At 47.8% G+C, this 16,651-nt stretch carries 14 protein-coding genes; 8 read left to right on the forward strand and 6 right to left on the reverse strand.

From position 1 onward, the window contains the following. Positions 1-69: 69 nt before the first annotated feature. Positions 70-303 (forward strand): hypothetical protein, encoded by a 234-nt coding sequence (locus tag O59_RS12585; RefSeq protein WP_040392348.1) that lies wholly within the window; start codon positions 70-72, stop codon positions 301-303. Positions 304-309: 6 nt separating this feature from the next. On the opposite strand, the gene O59_RS12590 is transcribed toward O59_RS12585, so the two are convergent. The 5 genes from O59_RS12590 to O59_RS12610 form a co-directional block, all read right to left on the reverse strand. Further along, the gene (locus O59_RS12590) at positions 310-1,830 is read right to left on the reverse strand and encodes a tryptophan halogenase family protein (protein WP_040392350.1); all 1,521 of its coding nucleotides are present in this window, start codon (positions 1,828-1,830) and stop codon (positions 310-312) included. Positions 1,831-1,852: 22 nt separating this feature from the next. Further along, entirely contained in the window at positions 1,853-2,878 is a 1,026-nt protein-coding gene (locus O59_RS12595) for a cupin-like domain-containing protein (RefSeq protein ID WP_081489705.1), read from the reverse strand. 2 nt (positions 2,879-2,880) lie between these two features. Further along, positions 2,881-3,585, reverse strand: a complete 705-nt coding sequence (locus tag O59_RS12600; protein WP_007643267.1) for a SapC family protein — start codon at positions 3,583-3,585, stop codon at positions 2,881-2,883. A gap of 96 nt (positions 3,586-3,681) precedes the next feature. After that, positions 3,682-6,345 (reverse strand): TonB-dependent receptor, encoded by a 2,664-nt coding sequence (locus tag O59_RS12605; RefSeq protein ID WP_040392353.1) that lies wholly within the window; start codon positions 6,343-6,345, stop codon positions 3,682-3,684. 363 nt (positions 6,346-6,708) lie between these two features. Beyond that, positions 6,709-7,560 (reverse strand): DUF3014 domain-containing protein, encoded by an 852-nt coding sequence (locus O59_RS12610; protein WP_050977059.1) that lies wholly within the window; start codon positions 7,558-7,560, stop codon positions 6,709-6,711. A 181-nt stretch (positions 7,561-7,741) separates the two neighbouring features. Between O59_RS12610 and O59_RS12615 the strand changes: the two genes are divergently transcribed. From O59_RS12615 to O59_RS12630, 4 genes are all read left to right on the forward strand, one after another. Then, on the forward strand, positions 7,742-10,075 hold the full coding sequence (locus O59_RS12615) for a fatty acid cis/trans isomerase (RefSeq protein ID WP_007643272.1): 2,334 nt from the start codon (positions 7,742-7,744) through the stop codon (positions 10,073-10,075). Between the two features lie 123 nt (positions 10,076-10,198). Continuing rightward, positions 10,199-10,498: a FeoA family protein gene (locus O59_RS12620; protein ID WP_007643273.1), complete on the forward strand. Its 300-nt coding sequence runs from the start codon at positions 10,199-10,201 to the stop codon at positions 10,496-10,498. Positions 10,499-10,521: 23 nt separating this feature from the next. Further along, on the forward strand, positions 10,522-12,378 hold the full coding sequence (locus O59_RS12625) for a ferrous iron transporter B (protein ID WP_007643275.1): 1,857 nt from the start codon (positions 10,522-10,524) through the stop codon (positions 12,376-12,378). Between the two features lie 21 nt (positions 12,379-12,399). After that, entirely contained in the window at positions 12,400-12,585 is a 186-nt protein-coding gene (locus tag O59_RS12630) for a FeoB-associated Cys-rich membrane protein (protein WP_007643276.1), read from the forward strand. A gap of 103 nt (positions 12,586-12,688) precedes the next feature. Here the strand turns inward: O59_RS12630 and O59_RS12635 are convergent, their stop codons facing one another. Further along, entirely contained in the window at positions 12,689-13,606 is a 918-nt protein-coding gene (locus O59_RS12635; protein WP_157152565.1) for a transporter substrate-binding domain-containing protein, read from the reverse strand. Between the two features lie 105 nt (positions 13,607-13,711). Between O59_RS12635 and O59_RS12640 the strand changes: the two genes are divergently transcribed. The 3 genes from O59_RS12640 (at position 13,712) to rdgC (ending at position 16,621) form a co-directional block, all read left to right on the forward strand. Then, complete coding sequence (locus tag O59_RS12640; RefSeq protein ID WP_007643278.1) at positions 13,712-14,806, forward strand: AI-2E family transporter; 1,095 nt, start codon at positions 13,712-13,714, stop codon at positions 14,804-14,806. Positions 14,807-14,882: 76 nt separating this feature from the next. Then, entirely contained in the window at positions 14,883-15,503 is a 621-nt protein-coding gene (locus tag O59_RS12645) for an FKBP-type peptidyl-prolyl cis-trans isomerase (RefSeq protein WP_040392356.1), read from the forward strand. Between the two features lie 200 nt (positions 15,504-15,703). After that, positions 15,704-16,621 carry a recombination-associated protein RdgC gene (gene rdgC / locus O59_RS12650; RefSeq protein WP_007643287.1) on the forward strand — a complete coding sequence of 306 codons (918 nt, stop codon included), beginning with the start codon at positions 15,704-15,706 and terminating at the stop codon, positions 16,619-16,621. The last annotated feature ends 30 nt before the right edge of the window (positions 16,622-16,651 follow it).

A 16,651-nucleotide genomic window follows, 5' to 3' on the forward strand; every position in this document is an offset into this window, starting at 1 on the left:
GGATTCAAAAAAGGTTAGCGCCCTTTCGGGCACTAACCACAAGACCACTACTACAGCTCTAGAGAACTCATGCCCGCTGACACCACACAGGATATGGAGAGCTACCCCGCCCGGCTTTCATCATCGGACAGGATTAGATTACGCCTTGCGGACAACGTTGTCAAAGAAATAAAGAGTATTTTGGAAATTTTTTATTGGCCAGCCAATTTATGGCCACAGAAGCAGGCAACACTATTATTGGCAGTGCAGTTTTCAGGTTATTGGAAGATTCACCAAACTGAAATTTTCATAAAAAAAGCGTAAGAAATGTTAGATTTTTTTCAACCCATATTGTTTGATTTTATTAATAAGATCGCGATGTTTATCGAGCTTTAGATTAAGCTCTGTAAATCTCCTGGAGCACTGCCCTGTTAAATCCGGATTTTCGCTTTCACGATGGACAGAGCTGGTTTTAAAGTCCATTCCGTAGAGCACATAGAGATAATTTTCCCAATGAAAAATCCCCAATTTATTGGGAAAATCATAAATATTGGGGGTGCGCCAGCGCCACGACTCCAGCTTTTCCTGCAAGGAGTCAGGAACCCCCCTTAACTCTCGGTTATCATTCCAGAAATCACTGTCTGTACGATCTGAAATGCAATAATGCAGCTTGATAAAGTCGACCACATTGTCCCAAGCTGCTCGCACTATCTTATTGAACTGTTTGGCGACCACTGGAAAAGTTGAGGAGGATGAAGGAATTAATTCGGCGAGCATTTTGGCGGTTGCATCAAACATCAATAAACCCGTCGCCTCCAAAGGCTCAACAAATCCTTGGGATAAACCAATTGCAACACAGTTTTTTTGCCAAAACTTTTCCCGATACCCTACCCGCATAGGAATTTTTCTAAAATTGACATCATTCTCCTGCAGCCCTAGATAACGCGCAAAATCCTGTTCCGCAGCACTATCAGTTGTATGCGAGGAAGAATACACATAACCGGCACCACGACGTGAACTCAAGCCTATATCCCATATCCATCCAGCCTTTTTCGCTGTCGCCAAGGTACTGCAAGGAATTGGCGCTTCGGCTGATTCATAGGGAGTTTGATAGGCCAGCGCAGTATCAACAAATAAAACACCACTCTTGTCGACAAAGGGAACTCCGAGTGATTTCCCCAAGAGTAACGACGAAAAACCGGAGCAATCAATATATAAATCTGCTCTTAGCTGTCCTAGTTGTTTAGTGACCAGAGATTCTATGTCACCCATTTCAGTTATTTTTACCTGTTCGACATCGGCTTTTAAATGTTTAACTGCGTATTTTTCAGTCGCATTTTTCATTAAAAGCTGACTGAATTTAGCCGCGTCAAAATGGTACGCATAATTTGCAACACCGGCGTATTCCGGCTGGGTAATGAGCTTCGGCCCCAGACCCACATCACATAGATGCCCCTGAATAGAGACAATATCAGTAAATGGAATTTCCGGCCTAGCACTCGCCAACCATGAATAAATTTGGTCTGGCGACCTCAGCTCTGGAAAGTCAAATACATGATGATAATAATTTGGGGCTGACTGTTGATTCCAACCAATAAATTTTACACTTTGCTTAAAAGTTGCATCACAATGGCGAATTAATTCAGTTTCAGAAATACCCAGGTATTTCAGCGATTGTCTTATGGCGGGCACAGTGCCTTCACCGACACCGATAGGTGGGATTTCGTTGGAATCGATCAGAGTAATTTGCGGACTAAATTCTGTTGATGCACTAAATCGTTTGCCCAAATGATTGGCGCACAACCATCCTGCTGTTCCACCTCCCACTATAATTATTGATGACACTGTCATATCCAAGACTCTTTACAGAAGGTTATTGCAACTGGGAAATCAGCCATTTTTTTAGTCGTTCCATAGCTTTTTCATTTATTTCTCCCATGATGCCTCTTTTATCCTGCGGTAAGTGTCCCGCCATTTCGTCGCTCTCTTGAAATACATAATAATCAAATATTTCTTTCCAGGATTTTTTTTCAGCAGGAGAAAGCTTTTTCATCGCCAACATGCTCATAAGCATTGCGGCATGAGGATAAGGTGGCGCCATGCCGCCACCGATAGATCCACCACACCAATAATTAATCAACGCGTTTATCTCACCCAAGGCTTCAACGTGGTGCCACCATAAGGTAGGAATAAATAATCCATCTCCTGGCTCCATATCAGCAACAAGCGCATTATCAAGCGCATTCCGTAAAAGCGGAAACTTATCAAAATCAGGATTAACAAGTGAGGCCATACTGACAGTCGCTCCCGCTGGAGTGAACTCTAAAGGGCCAACGTACAAATTCTTAATTTGATGAGGAGGGAAGAGTGTGAATCTGCGCCTGCCGGCGACAACACACGCTATATTATCTGCATCATCATAATGTGCACCAACAATAGTTTTGTTGCCAATCCAAATGCGCGGACGAAGTTTCTCGCCCATAACCGTCATAGTATTTTCAATATTCACGCCTGGAAAATGATCATCAATAAACGCGCTCTGTATGGATAAAAAAGCGGAGTTTCTGTTTCTGAAACTTAACAGGCGATCGGAAAATTCGCGAAAACTTGATTGTTTTCGTTCAAAGTTAAAACCTTGCAATGTATCGTTATAAAAAATATAACCATTCGTTGAAAAGGGAGCCTCCAATGTATTGACCAATCCAGGCGATGCTTTGCTGCACAAATAGTTAAAAAGGCATTCATCCGACTGACTCGCTGCATTGACTATAGGCCAAGACTTAACAAGCCCTTTCAATAGCACAGGAACAGATTTCTTTTTTAGAAGCTCATAAAGCGCTGGAGACTGCCATTCATGGAAAATCTCTACTTTTGGAAGCTGGTCAATGATAGATATCATGATTATTCAGCGCGTTTTTTTAATTTAAAATCGATCAAGCGCTGGATATGTCCAAATGACAGCAAATGAGAATAAATTAAACTAAAATAATTATTGCGCTGAATAAAAATAATGGTTTCATCATCCAGTTCGCTCAAAGCCTTTTGGCTTACTCTATATATCCCACCAAGAATACTTTGATCATTACCCAAGTTAATTTTTAGCTCTACAGGCTCAATTAAGCCTTTCTTAAAAAGAAACTCCATAAATTTGTAAGTATTTACTTCCTGATCCATCAATTTAGAAAGATCATTTATTTTTCGAATGGTTAATTCTGTTGGTTCCCCAGTCGAATGAAACAAGCGCTCCCCCTGCTTACCAACCAGCTTACTATCCATATCAATACATAAACTTAAATTTCCAGTACCTTCATTAAGAACAGCAGAGAATGGATATCTATAAATTGAAGCCGGAACATAGGTTGATAGAGCACCTTTATTGCTGAAAATTAGATTTTCATTTTTCTCTAACCCCACCAATCCAGCAGCGCGAAACTCTCCTGTAACGGGATCTTTGACAAATACGACAGGGAAATTAACTGCTGCATAAATAAATTCATCAGCAACCAAAGGCACAAGATTCGCATTCTGAACATGTTCAAAACTCAACTTGTTATACACACATAAGTCTACGTGTAAACTTTTATCCAAAAGTTCTATATTTGCCATCACAACACCTATTGAAAACTCATTTAAAACCTATTTCATTTGCAATAAAAAAGCCGGACAAGTGCCCGGCTTTTTATTAAACGCTAGGCCATTTCATTAGAAGGTATAACGTATACCAGCAGTGAAACGACGACCATTTTCATAAATAGACATCAGACGAGACTCATTATCATCAGCATATTCAGTTACTTCTTCATCTGTCAGGTTAAGAGCTTCAAAGTTCAGGCTCAAACCTTCCATCAGATTGAAGCTGATGGTTGCATCCACTTGACCAAAGTCATCGTTAAATAAGTCATTACCGTTGCTATGCTTACCTTTGTACCAGTCAGTACGGAAGTTATACATAACACGAGCACTTAACAAGTCGTTCTCATAGAATCCAGACAGGTTATACATGTTTTGTGAAACGCCTGGAGTGTAAGCTTCAGGGTCATCATTTTCTGCATCGGTATAAGTGTAGTTAGCTGTTAAACCAAAACCATTTTCAAAGGTATGTGTCGCAGCCAACTCAAGACCAGAAACCGTGCCACCTTCAGCATTAGTTGGCTTATTGAATGCCACATCAACCATAGTGTTGTCTTCTTCACGCAAACGAGGTTCAACATAAGTTTCTGTACCAATGTATGAACTAATATCTTTGAAGAAGTAAGCAGCAGATACGATAGATGCATCAGCCAAATACCACTCGTAAGACAAGTCGTACTGGTTAGCAAACGTTGGCTTCAGCAATGGGTTGCCAGCAGAACCCGTTGGGTTAGGAACGTTCAATGCGCCAGCAGTCTCGTAAGCAGAAAGTGATGCCTGATTTTGACGAGCCATCACACGACCAGCACTAAAGCGCAAGGCCATCTCATCATTCAGATCATATTTGATGTTCACGCTAGGGAGGATTTCACTGTAATCGTTATCTACTGTTGTCCAGTTCACAGTATCTGTAGGTGGAGATATCAAGGCAGCCCATGCAGGGTCAATTTCGTCCACGTTAACGAGCTGCAAACCAGAGCCGGTGTAGTCATAACCACCTGAAGTTTGCGAGGTATCAACATAACGTAAACCCACGTTACCGCTGATAGAGTCAGATTCGAAATCACCCTGCACATACAATGCAGTGATATCCTCTTCAACAGTCCAGATCTCAGGCAAGTTATTCCAGATAGCATAAGTAGCAGGACGACCATTCAATCCAACAAATGCAATCTCTTCCATTACCGCACGGTTTTGCTTAACTACGTCAAGGAAATTTCCACCTACAGGTGCATCAACACTCTGCACACCTAAAGCATTCAGGTCACAAGTTGCCAAATTTGGGCACTGGTCAAAGACGTACCACATATAGCCACCGTTATCACCAACCGGATCAGCATGCCAACTGTAAGCATGACGGTCTTGTGTACGCTCTGCATCACGTAATTTTGCACCCACTTTAATGGCATTAAATGCACCCAACTCAACAGGGAACACCAAATCTACCTGAGCATATGTCTCTTCATCGGTAGTTGGCTTAGAGCCACCCCAAATCCAACCAGCAGCAAAGGCAGAAGCATCTGCTGGAGCAGGGTCTGACACCAGACTTGGCGCAGTCAGGTCAAAGCTTGCACTTGAACCAGCGGCAACATATTCCCATGACGTCTCACGGAAAGTACCGCCTTCAGCCTCGGTATAACCAACAATACCAGTCAAAGTAAACGCATCAGTTTCGTATTTGGTTTCAAAATTGTAAGACTTGGTTTCGGTACTTGAAACACGGTTAATCCAGTTCACACCTACGTTCACAGAGTCGGACTCGTTAGCAACCACGCTACCATTTTCGATGGTGGCGCCAGAGATATCAGTGATTGGCCAAACCAGCCAGTTAGCATTTTGGTTGTTTGCATCCATTTTGGAATTCAACAAATTCAAAGTCATAGTCAATGAATCTATTGGCGCAGCCTGGAGGGAAACAAATGCTGTTTCACGCTCACGGCTTTGCTCAAAGCGCGGAACACCCATCGGCTGGCTAGGAGCAGATACACCATTGGCATTTTCAGCACCCCAGCCCAGCACCTCAAAACCTTCACGAACAACTGAACGATCTTGCTTGGTGTAAGAAATCAACGCACCCAAACTTTCTGCGTCGTTTTTCCAAGAGTACTGCGCAGCTATTTGCGGATCAGTTTTTTCTGAAGTCTCTTGATATTGACCTTCGAGAGACACAGTAAAGCTGTTAGCTTCTTGCTCAAGCGGCTTGCGGGTCTTGATAATTACAGTACCCCCCAAAGAACCTTCTTCCTGAGAAGCTTCGGGGCTCTTATGTACTTCAACAGTGCCGATAAGAACGGATGGCAATAAGGTGTAGTTAAAACTGCGGTTTGGGTTATCCAGAATGAACCAGTCAGCTGATGCTACGGTTTGGCCGTTCAATAATGTACGGTTGTAATCTGAACTAGTACCACGAATATTTACTTTTTCGCCTTCACCAAACTCACGACTTACATTCACACCAGGGATACGAGACAGGGACTCTGCCGCGTTGCGATCCGGAAACTTACCGATATCTTCCGCGTTAATTGCATCCACTACAGTGGCAGCGTTACGTTTAACATCAATGGATTGCTTGAGCGATCCACGGATACCGGTTACCAATACTTCTTCCGGCTCTGCACCCGCATCTTGTGCATTAGCAGTTACTGCAAACCCCATCATCGCAACGGCTGCAACAGAACCGAGCATGATTGCACTTTTGTTGGCTAGCTTGATCGCGTCACTTAACTTATTACGCATGGTTAATCTCCCGAGATTGGTACTTTTATGTGTATTGATAACGATTAAACCTTTTCGAAAATCGCCGCCCCAAGACAACGTTGTCGATGAATCAACACTATCCAGACCGGACAACGTTGTCAACAACTTTGTAAATCCGCGTAAAAGAAAGTAAATCAATGGCTGCTGTGGAGTTTTAGAAGAAATCTATTACAAATCAAATGATTAGATTATTTATGTGCCAAACACCGCAAAAAAATTATTTTTGCTGTTACCGAAAAAACATTACGAAAATACACACATGAATTTCCAGGCATAAAAAAAGCCGCAAAAATGCGGCTTTTTTCAGGCTTTAACGCCCACCTACTTACGCACAAGAATAACTCACTGGGTAATAAGGCGTGCACGCAATTGGCGCAAACTTGCCTTCACGCTGCGCGCATTTTCGGGGCCCATGCGCAGCATTAATTTGTGGGTTTGTGGTAATTGTTCCAGTGCCGGGTCAGCGTATTGATAAAACACTTTTGGACGAACTAACAATAAGTCACCTTGATGATCTGGCGCCGCCAAGATGTTATCAATCGCTGCAATCAGCACGCTGTGGAAATTCGGTTTTTTCAAACCTAATTCGCGAAAGGCTTCTTCGAGTAAAGGATAAAAACGACGGTACACGGCAATCGCTGCATCGCTATCAATTAACGCCAAGGTAGTGACATAGGTTTCATAACGCTGGTAATTGTTGGTGGATACGCGCTCCTGCTCAACCGCTTCGCCTTCAATCATCACGGTAAAACTATCCACAATAAATGGTGGCGGTGGTGATATGACCGGGCGGTATTCGTGAATGACTTTACCCTCCGAAAGATTGTTCACAGCCAATACAAATTTACGAATCAATTCCTGCGGCACCAGTAATTCAATGAGCCCTTCGCCACGCAATTGCATTAACGCCGCCAATACACTGCTGTCACTCTCGCCGAGTGCTGGTAGCGGCTCAACTTCAATTACTTGGGCCGGTGGTTGATATTCTTCGATGGGCGCCTGTTCCGCCGGAACGCTACTGGCAGTAACAGCCGTTGGGGTGGTAGCGCCAGGCGTTACCTGCGTAGGGGTAATTGCAGAGCCATCATCGCGCAGGAACATAAAGGCAAGGCCCAGCGCAATCAAGGCAATGACTACGGTAACAATCATGGCAGTAGACGAAGATTTGGGACGGGGCTGGTAATCATCACTCATGGCAAACCCTTTTGTTGGTGACTTGTTGGTAATGGTGGATAACACGAATTAATGGGCGATTATGGCGTAATACTTATAGGCCTGACAGCCTCCTTGATACAGGGTTCCCAACTTTTACTGACAACCGCTAGACTGACGGCTATTTCTGGCCTGTTCAGCGTTGAAGATTTTAAGGATTTCTATGAGTCGCCTTGCTCTTTTTGCTCTTTTTTTAACCCTGTTAGGCTGCGTCAGTATCGGGGGTTCCCAGTGGGATCAACGCTACGGCAAAGCCGTTCCGCGTGAGCTTTCCTCCGACCCACAACTGGCGACTCACACTTATTATGGCGATACCAAAACCATTATCGAACAGCGCTGCGTGGTGTGCCACGGTTGTTACGACTCGCCCTGCCAACTCAAACTTGAATCCTATGAAGGACTATTGCGCGGCGCCAACCCCGCCAAAGTTTATGATGGTACTCGCCTGCTGGGCGCCAGCCTGACCCGCTTGTTTGAGGATGCCCAGTCCACGGCTGAGTGGCGCAGCAAAGGCTTTCACCCGGTAATCAACGAGCGTGGCAATAGCGCCAGCGCCAATATCAATGCAAGTGTGACGGCCCAGCTGCTGCAGTTAAAACAAGACAATCCACTGCCAGAAGATGCCCTGCTCTCGGATGCGTTCAATCTGGACATTAATAGCCCCCAGTACTGCGCCAGCATTGAAAACCTGCATAGCTATACCGCCAAGAACCCATTATTGGGTATGCCCTATGGCCTGCCGGGGCTGAATGAACAAGAGCATAAGGTCACCATGGAGTGGCTTAAACAGGGAGCGGCGATGGGCAAAGCACCGGTGCTCCCGGAAAAAATTTACACTGAAGTCGCACGCTGGGAAGCCTTTTTAAATGGCAACACACTCAAAGCACAGTTGATCAACCGCTACATTTATGAACACCTGTTTTTGGCGCAGATCGATTTTGCCGCCGCGCCCGGTGTGTATTTCCGCCTGGTGCGCTCCAGCACGCCACCGGGCGAGCCCATAAACCGTATCAGCACCGCACGCCCATTTGATGACCCGGGCGTGAGCCGGGTTTACTACCGCCTCTGGCAAGATCCCTCCAGTGTCGTCGCCAAAAACCATATGCCCTATCGCCTGGACGCGGCGCGAGCGCAGCAATGGCAAGAACTGTTTTATACCCCCGCCTATCCAGTCAGCCACCTGCCTGACTACAACAGTGCAACTGCCTCCAACCCATTCATCACCTTTGCACAACTGCCAATTAATGCGCGCTATCGTTTTATGCTCAATGAAGCGCAGTTCACCATTATGAATTTCATCAAGGGCCCAGTGTGCCGCGGGCAGGTGGCACTCAATGTGATTCAGGATCACTTCTGGGTATTTTTCTATTCACCCGAATCACAAGCCACCGATGAGGATGCACGTTTTCTGGCGGAAAATAGCAAACACCTGCAATTGCCAGCGGGTGCGGGTAATACCCTGCTGCCGCTCACTAACTGGATTAAGTATTCAGAGCTGCAAAAAGAGTATCTAGCGGCTAAAGCCAATTTTGTGAAAGAAAAAATCGCCGCTAATGGCGGGCTGGAAATGCACAGTATTTGGGATGGCGATAAAGGCAGTAATAACAACGCCGCGCTCACCATTTTTCGCCACGCCGACAGCGCCAGTGTGCACAAAGGCATGATTGGGCAATCGCCCAAAACTGCCTGGGTGATTGGCTACCCGCTGCTGGAGCGGATTCACTATTTATTGGTGGCGGGTTTTGATGTGTACGGCAATGTCTCCCACCAACTGTTGAGCCGGCTCTACATGGATTTTTTGCGCATTGAAGGCGAGATGAATTTTGTTGAATTATTGCCTCGGGAGACGCAGCAAACCACGTTGCAGTATTGGTATCGCGATGCGGAAGCAAACCTGCAAACCTATATTGATCTCTATTTAAAGCAGGTAGATATCACCAATAAGATTCACTACCAGAGCGACGCCCATCAGGAAGAGCTCTACCTCAAGTTGAAACGACATCTGGGCAAAGCGGGCCAGTCGCCGCATAACCTCAACACCGCCAAATTGCCAGCGCACAAACTGGCGCTCTATCAGGAGTTGCAAAATACCAGCGGTAAGGCCATCAGTTTTTTGCCGCAAACCACACTCATCGAATTGCGCGGAGTGGGCTTATTTAGCCTGATTCACAACAGTGCTTACTCCAATTTATCGTCACTCTTTGGCGAGGACAAACGGCGTATTCCCGGCGAAGACAACCTCACCCTTGCACGCGGGGTAATCGGCGTCTACCCCAACAGTTTTATGCGCATAGAACCTCATGAATTGGACGAGTTTATCGCCCAGCTGCAGCAATTGGGCTCGGAGCAGGACTACCGCAACTTCAAGGCTCGTTTTGGAATCCGGCGCACTCACCCGGACTTCTGGGCATTTAGCGATAGGGTTCATCAACTCTATAAAATCGCTGCACCGGAAGAAGCCGCATTGCTGGACTACAACCGGCTGGAAAATCGTTAATAAAAGTTTCACAAAGAAATGTTAACGATTTGCGCAAAAACGGCACCGTAAATTGCGGCACAGGGGTAAATGAAGTATTCTTTCTAATAATCAATCTCATTTACATTCAAGACGACATTATCTATGAATACTGCTGTGCTTGCTGACTCCCTCTCCCCCGTGCTGCGCCTTGATCAATGTCGCAAAGGCGCGACCGTGCGGGTGACGACCCTGATTGAACAACCGCTGTTTGGTGCGCAAGACGAACGCGTCAGCCTGCGTTTGAAAGAACTGGGGTTTTTACCCGGCGCATTGCTCAAAGTGATCGGCTTTGGCTTGATGGGCTCAGACCCCATGGCAGTGCAAGTCAACGGTACCAAATTCGCGTTGCGTCGTGCTGAAGCCGCCAAAATCTGTGTGGAACCTGCATCCACTCACCCCTAATCAGGCCTCTATCAGGTAGCTCTATGTCCTCCCCTATTCGCTTTGCGCTGATTGGCAACCCCAATTGCGGCAAAACCTCGCTGTTTAATCGCTTGACCGGCGCCCGCGCCAAAGTGGCCAACTACCCCGGCGTTACCGTTGAGCGCCGCTCGGGCATAGTGACCGGTTTAACGAAACCCGCCGAATTGCTCGACTTACCCGGCACCTACAGCCTGTTTGTGACATCGCCCGATGAGCAAGTAGCCCGCGATGTGATTCTGGGCAAACTGGCCGGTGAACGCCGCCCGGATTTACTTATCGCTGTCGTCGACGCCTGCAACCTGCGCCTGGGCTTAAGGTTGGTGATGGAGCTGAAAACCCTCAATCGCCCGATGGTGCTGGCACTCAACCAAATGGATGAAGCCAAACGTCGCGGCATCAGTATTGATACAGCAGCGCTCTCGCACGCGATTGGTATGCCTATTATCGAAACCGTCGCGGTGAATAGCCAGGGTGTGAACGAGTTGCGCGCACTCTTGGATGGCTATGCACAACAGCCACCACTGGCCGCTGGCGAGCAGAGTTTGACCCTGAGCGACCGCCAGGAATCGGTAGAAGCGCTCTATGCCGAAATCGAGAGTTTGATACGCCAGTACGTCATCGCCCCCGCGCACCTGCCGCGTTGGCAAGATCGTCTGGATGCCTTGGTAATGCACCCGCTGCTCGGTTTAGTGGTGCTATTCAGTATTTTGTTGGTGATCTTCCAAGCGGTATTTGCCTGGGCATCACCGGCAGTGGATTTAATTGATGCGGGTTTTAGTGGGCTTGGAGAGTTAGTCGGCACGCTATTGCCCGACGGCATTCTGAAAGACTTTATCGTAGAGGGATTAATCGCCGGCGTGGGCGGTGTGCTGGTATTCCTGCCGCAAATTATCATCCTGTTCTTTTTTATCCTGGTACTCGAAGACACTGGCTACCTCACCCGTGCCGCGTTCTTGCTGGATCGCCCCATGCGCGGGCTGGGCTTGTCCGGTCGCTCGTTTATCCCACTGCTGTCGAGCTTCGCCTGCGCTGTTCCCGGCATTATGGCGACACGCACTATCTCAGACCCACGCGAGCGGTTTATCACCATCATGGTCGCGCCACTCATGACTTGCTCGGCGCGCCTCCCGGTGTATGCGCTAATTATTGCGGCGTTTATTCCCGAACAAACCGTGTGGGGCTTTTTTAACCTGCAGGGTTTAACCCTCTTTGCCCTCTATTTCGCCGGTGTCGCCAGCGCCGCACTGATCGCCTGGATTATGCGCCGCCGCAGTGGCCGCGAAGAATTTCCACTGCTGCTCGAGTTGCCCACCTACCGCTGGCCCATGGCCTATCACCTGTTGATGGGTTTGCGTGAACGCGCGTGGATTTTTATCCGCCGTGTGGGCACCATTATTCTCGCCCTCTCGATTGTGCTCTGGTTTTTAGCGACATTCCCCGGCGCCCCGGAAAACGCCACTATGCCTGCTATCGACTACAGCTTCGCCGGTCAACTCGGCCACTTTATGCAGCCGCTGTTTGCCCCACTCGGTTTTAATTGGCAGATGTGTATTGCACTCATCCCCGCCATGGGCGCACGCGAAGTTGCCGTAAGTGCGTTAGCAACGGTTTATGCTGTAGGTGAAGAATCGATTGATGTCGCACTTGGCTCTGCACTCGCTGCAAGCTGGTCACTGCCGGTGGCCTACGCCTACCTCGCCTGGTTTGTGTATGCACCACAATGCATATCCACCATCGCCGTGGTAAAACGCGAAACCAACTCCGCCAAAGCGACGACTTTTTTCACCGTTTATTTATTTGCATTGGCCTACTTTGCCGCCTGGGCGACCTACCAAATCGCCAGCGCAATTGTGGGTTAATCAACGAAGGGGGGAATAACTATGTGGCAAGACATTCCGTGGCAAGAACTGATTGTTGGTATTTGTGTTCTGGCGGCGGTGATTTTTTTAGTGCGCCGCTGGCTGTTCCCCTCCGCCAAAAAATCCGCCGCCTGCGGTGGATGTGGCGGGTGCGATAAAACCAGCGACGCCAGCTGCAGCAATCCCACCGAAAAAACACAACATTGATCATAAGGGCGCGATTTATCGCGCCCTTTGATGTGCCCTCTCCCATATCCCACCTCGATCCTGAATCAATCCAACGCGGGCGCAATCATTCAAAAGGTAAAATCTAATAACCTCCTCCCGTCTCCCCATACCAATACCGCGGCTGATTAATCGGCATGGATTTGGGCAGGGAGGGATTGCTGAGCAGCAGCGGTTTGCGATTCACCAGATAAGGCAGGCCATTTTTGATGCGAGGATGGGACTTGAAAAACTGCTCGAATTCGCCGTTATCGATTAAGCGTTCAAAACCGGATTCCATCCGTTTGGCTAATTCTTCGTTATCTTTATTCACAAAAAAATACATGGCCGCGGGGTAAGACAAATACCAATTCGGCGCAACCACCAGATCGTACCGCTGCAAAAAGGCAGTTTCATTAGCAATTTCGGTGACACCGCGCGGAAAATAATCAAACCGTTTAGCTGCCAGCATTTTGTACAACTGCTCCTTACCTACACCTTCAGTAACCGGTAATCCATTCGCTTTTAGCACAGCCGTATCCGGCCAGTTTGCGCCCTGTCCTGCGACCAGTTGTTGTAGATCCTGCAGCGAGGTTATTTGTTTGAAGCGCGCTTCGTCCTGACGGCGAATCACCATCAACCGCGCGCCAATTAAGCCTTTGAATAATGGAATACGAATGGGACGTAGCAGGGTTTCCCGGTGATTGGAGGTGACTGTCCACAGCAGGTTATTGGTGCTTTCAGTATTGCTTAATTCAATAAGCCAGCGCCACTGGGTGAATTGGCGATCGGAAAATCGCAGTTCAATGTGCTCATTGGGGGCTTTGCTTGCGGCAAGAATCAGGCGCAGCAGGTTGACGTAGTAGTCATCCTCACGCTCCGGGGTGACCGCTTCCACATTCACCACATAAATGCTGGGGGTAGTTTCGGCAGGTGTAACAGCGACCTGTGCCCGGGCACAATTTGCGAGAACAAACACGGCCGTAAAGATGTGCCAGCGCAAGTGCCACATAGACTGATCCACAGAAGTCACCTTGCTTGAGATTAGCACAGGGAAAGGGATGACACCGCCGGAGTTGCTGCCGTATAGTCGCGCATCACCAGCAGGGCTACTTACGGAATTCGCACCATGCAACAAAAACTGGAAACTCGCACTTTTTTGCTCTTTCTGCTCATCGTCTCTGTGGGCTTCTTACTGGTTTTGAAACCTTTCTTTGGCACCATTTTTTGGGCTTGTGCGATTACGGTAATTTTTTATCCGATGCAGACGCGGCTGATCAAATATTTCAATGGCCGCCCCAATACCAGCGCATTACTCACATTATTTGCCTGCATTTTGGTTGTGGTATTGCCGGTCACCATCCTGATTAGCTCGGTGGTTGCCGAGGGTTCGGCTTACTACAAGAAGCTGGAATCGGGAGAGGTAGACCCGGCGCGCTATCTCGATCAGGTACGCACAGCCTTCCCCGCCGTGCAAGCAACCCTGGATCGCGTTGGAATCGATTTTGCCAAGGTCAAAGAAGGCGCGTTGAGCGTGACCATGAGCGGCGGTAAATGGTTGGCACAAAATGCGTTAAGTATCGGCCAAAACACTTTTAAGCTACTGCTGAATATCTGCCTGATGTTGTACCTGACGTTCTTCCTGCTGCGCGATGGTAATTACCTGTTGGAATTATTAATCCGCGCCTTGCCACTGGGCGATTCCCGCGAGCGCTTGTTGTTTTCCAAGTTTGGCGAAGTCACTCGGGCAACCATCAAAGGCAATATGGTAATTGCGCTGATTCAAGGTTCACTCGGCGGCCTGATTTTCTGGGCGCTGGGTATTCCCGGCGCGCTCTTGTGGGGTGTGGTAATGGCGGTGTTGTCGCTGATTCCCGCTGTGGGGCCAGCGATTGTTTGGGTGCCGGTTTCAATCTATCTGTTTGCCAGCGGTGAGAATGTCAAAGCAATCATTTTGATTGCTTTTGGTGCGGGAGTAATCGGCTTGGTTGATAACATTCTGCGCCCGATTTTGGTGGGGCGCGATACCAAGCTGCCTGACTATATCGTGTTGCTCTCCACCCTCGGCGGCTTGGCGCTATTTGGCATTAACGGCTTCGTGATTGGGCCGGTGATAGCGGCCTTATTTATCGCCTTTTGGGGAATTTTTATGCGCGATGTAAACGTGCCCGATGCCCCACCGGTCGCACTGGAGAGTCAAAAGCCGGAGGAATCCGCTGAGTGATCTGCTAGACTGCGCGGCCTTTTTACCTTGACTCCACCTCAAGTGGAGCCATAAATCCTTAAGATGAGATTTGATTATGTCTAACCAATTCAAGAGCGTTGAAGAACTCGTGAGCTACGGCATTGGCCGTCAAATGGGCGATCAATTGGCCAGCAACCCGTTTGATGGTGTATCACCTGAAGCAGTAGCCCAAGGCGTTGTGGATGCATTGAAGGATGTTGCAATGCCTTACAGCAATGAAGAGATGCAAGCCGCCTTTGAAGAAATTAACAACCGTATGCAAGCCAAAGCGGCTGAACAGCACAAGGCGTTGGCAGGTGCTGGCGAAGCTTTCTTGGCAGAAAACGCCAAAAAGGCGGGCATTACTGTGACTGCATCTGGTTTGCAATATGAAGTAATTACACAAGGCTCCGGTGCAGTTCCAACCGCGACTTCTAAAGTAAAAACCCATTACCACGGCACTTTGATCGACGGTACTGTGTTCGACAGTTCCGTGAATCGCGGTCAGCCAATCGATTTCCCGGTAAACGGTGTTATCGCCGGTTGGACCGAAGCATTGCAATTGATGCCTGTGGGTTCCAAATGGCGTTTGTATGTTCCGCACAACCTCGCCTACGGTGAGCGTGGTGCAGGTGCCAGTATTGCGCCTTTCTCAACGCTGATTTTTGATGTTGAGTTGATTGATATTGTTGGTTAATTAATTCGTACCAACGTCGAGCTCCAGCAGGAGTTGCGGAAGTGTTTCCGAGACACGCCGTAAATCCTTCCCTGGAGGCTCGCCGTCGACATCCATGTCTCCGACGGTCTCAGAAACACTTCCGCAACTCCTGCTTCATCAGCTTCGACAAGCTTTACAAGCACCCCATTATTCACTGTTAATTTGTTAACGGATTTTCCATGTGGTTTAAAAATTTACGTTTGTATCGTCTCACCGAACAGTGGACTATTTCCGCTGAAGAATTAAATGAAAAGCTTGCCGAATATTGTTTTAACCCCTGCGGCAACCTGGACCCAATGCGCTATGGTTTTGAACCACCGCTAGGCCGTCACGGCAGTGAATTTATACACGTGACTAACGGTTACGTGATGATTTGCGCCAAGAAGCAGGAAAAAATTCTGCCCGGTGGCGTAATCAAAGAACAGTTGGAAGAAAAAGTTCAAGCAATTAAAGACGCCGAATCGCGCCCGGTTGGTCGCAAAGAGCGCGACACGTTAAAAGACGAAATTATTTTTTCGCTGCTGCCGCGCGCCTTTACCCGTTCATCGCTGGATTACGCTTACATAGCACCACAGGAAGGGTTGATTGTAGTCAACTCATCGTCCGCTAAACGCGCGGAAGATTTGCTCAGCAAATTGCGCGAAGCCTTGGGCAGTTTGCGCTGTTTACCTATCGCACCCAAAAACATTCCCACCCAAGTGATGACCCATTGGCTGCGTGAAAGCGAAGCACCGCACCAGTTTGAATTGGGTGAAGAGGTTGAACTACAAGCCGCAAAAGATGGCCGCGTAGTCCGCTGTAAAAAACAGGATTTAACCGCAAGCGAAATCCGCAATCATTTGGAAAGCGGTATGCACGTAAGCAAAATCGCGCTGGTATGGAAAGAATCCATCAGCTGCATTATCGATGATCAAGTCGCAGTGAAGCGTTTGAAATTTGAAGATGTAATTAGCGATAAAGCTAACGAACGTAACCCAGAAAGCAAAGCGGAGCAATTTGATGCCGACTTCGCGATTATGGCGATGGAGTTAAAAAACTTTATCACCGCGTTACTGGCAGCCTTTGGTGGTGAAGCTGATTCAATGTTAGATAATTAGTACCTGACTGAATTAGTGAGCCCCCATTAA

The sequence above is a fragment of the Cellvibrio sp. BR genome (assembly GCF_000263355.1).
Lineage (GTDB): Bacteria > Pseudomonadota > Gammaproteobacteria > Pseudomonadales > Cellvibrionaceae > Cellvibrio.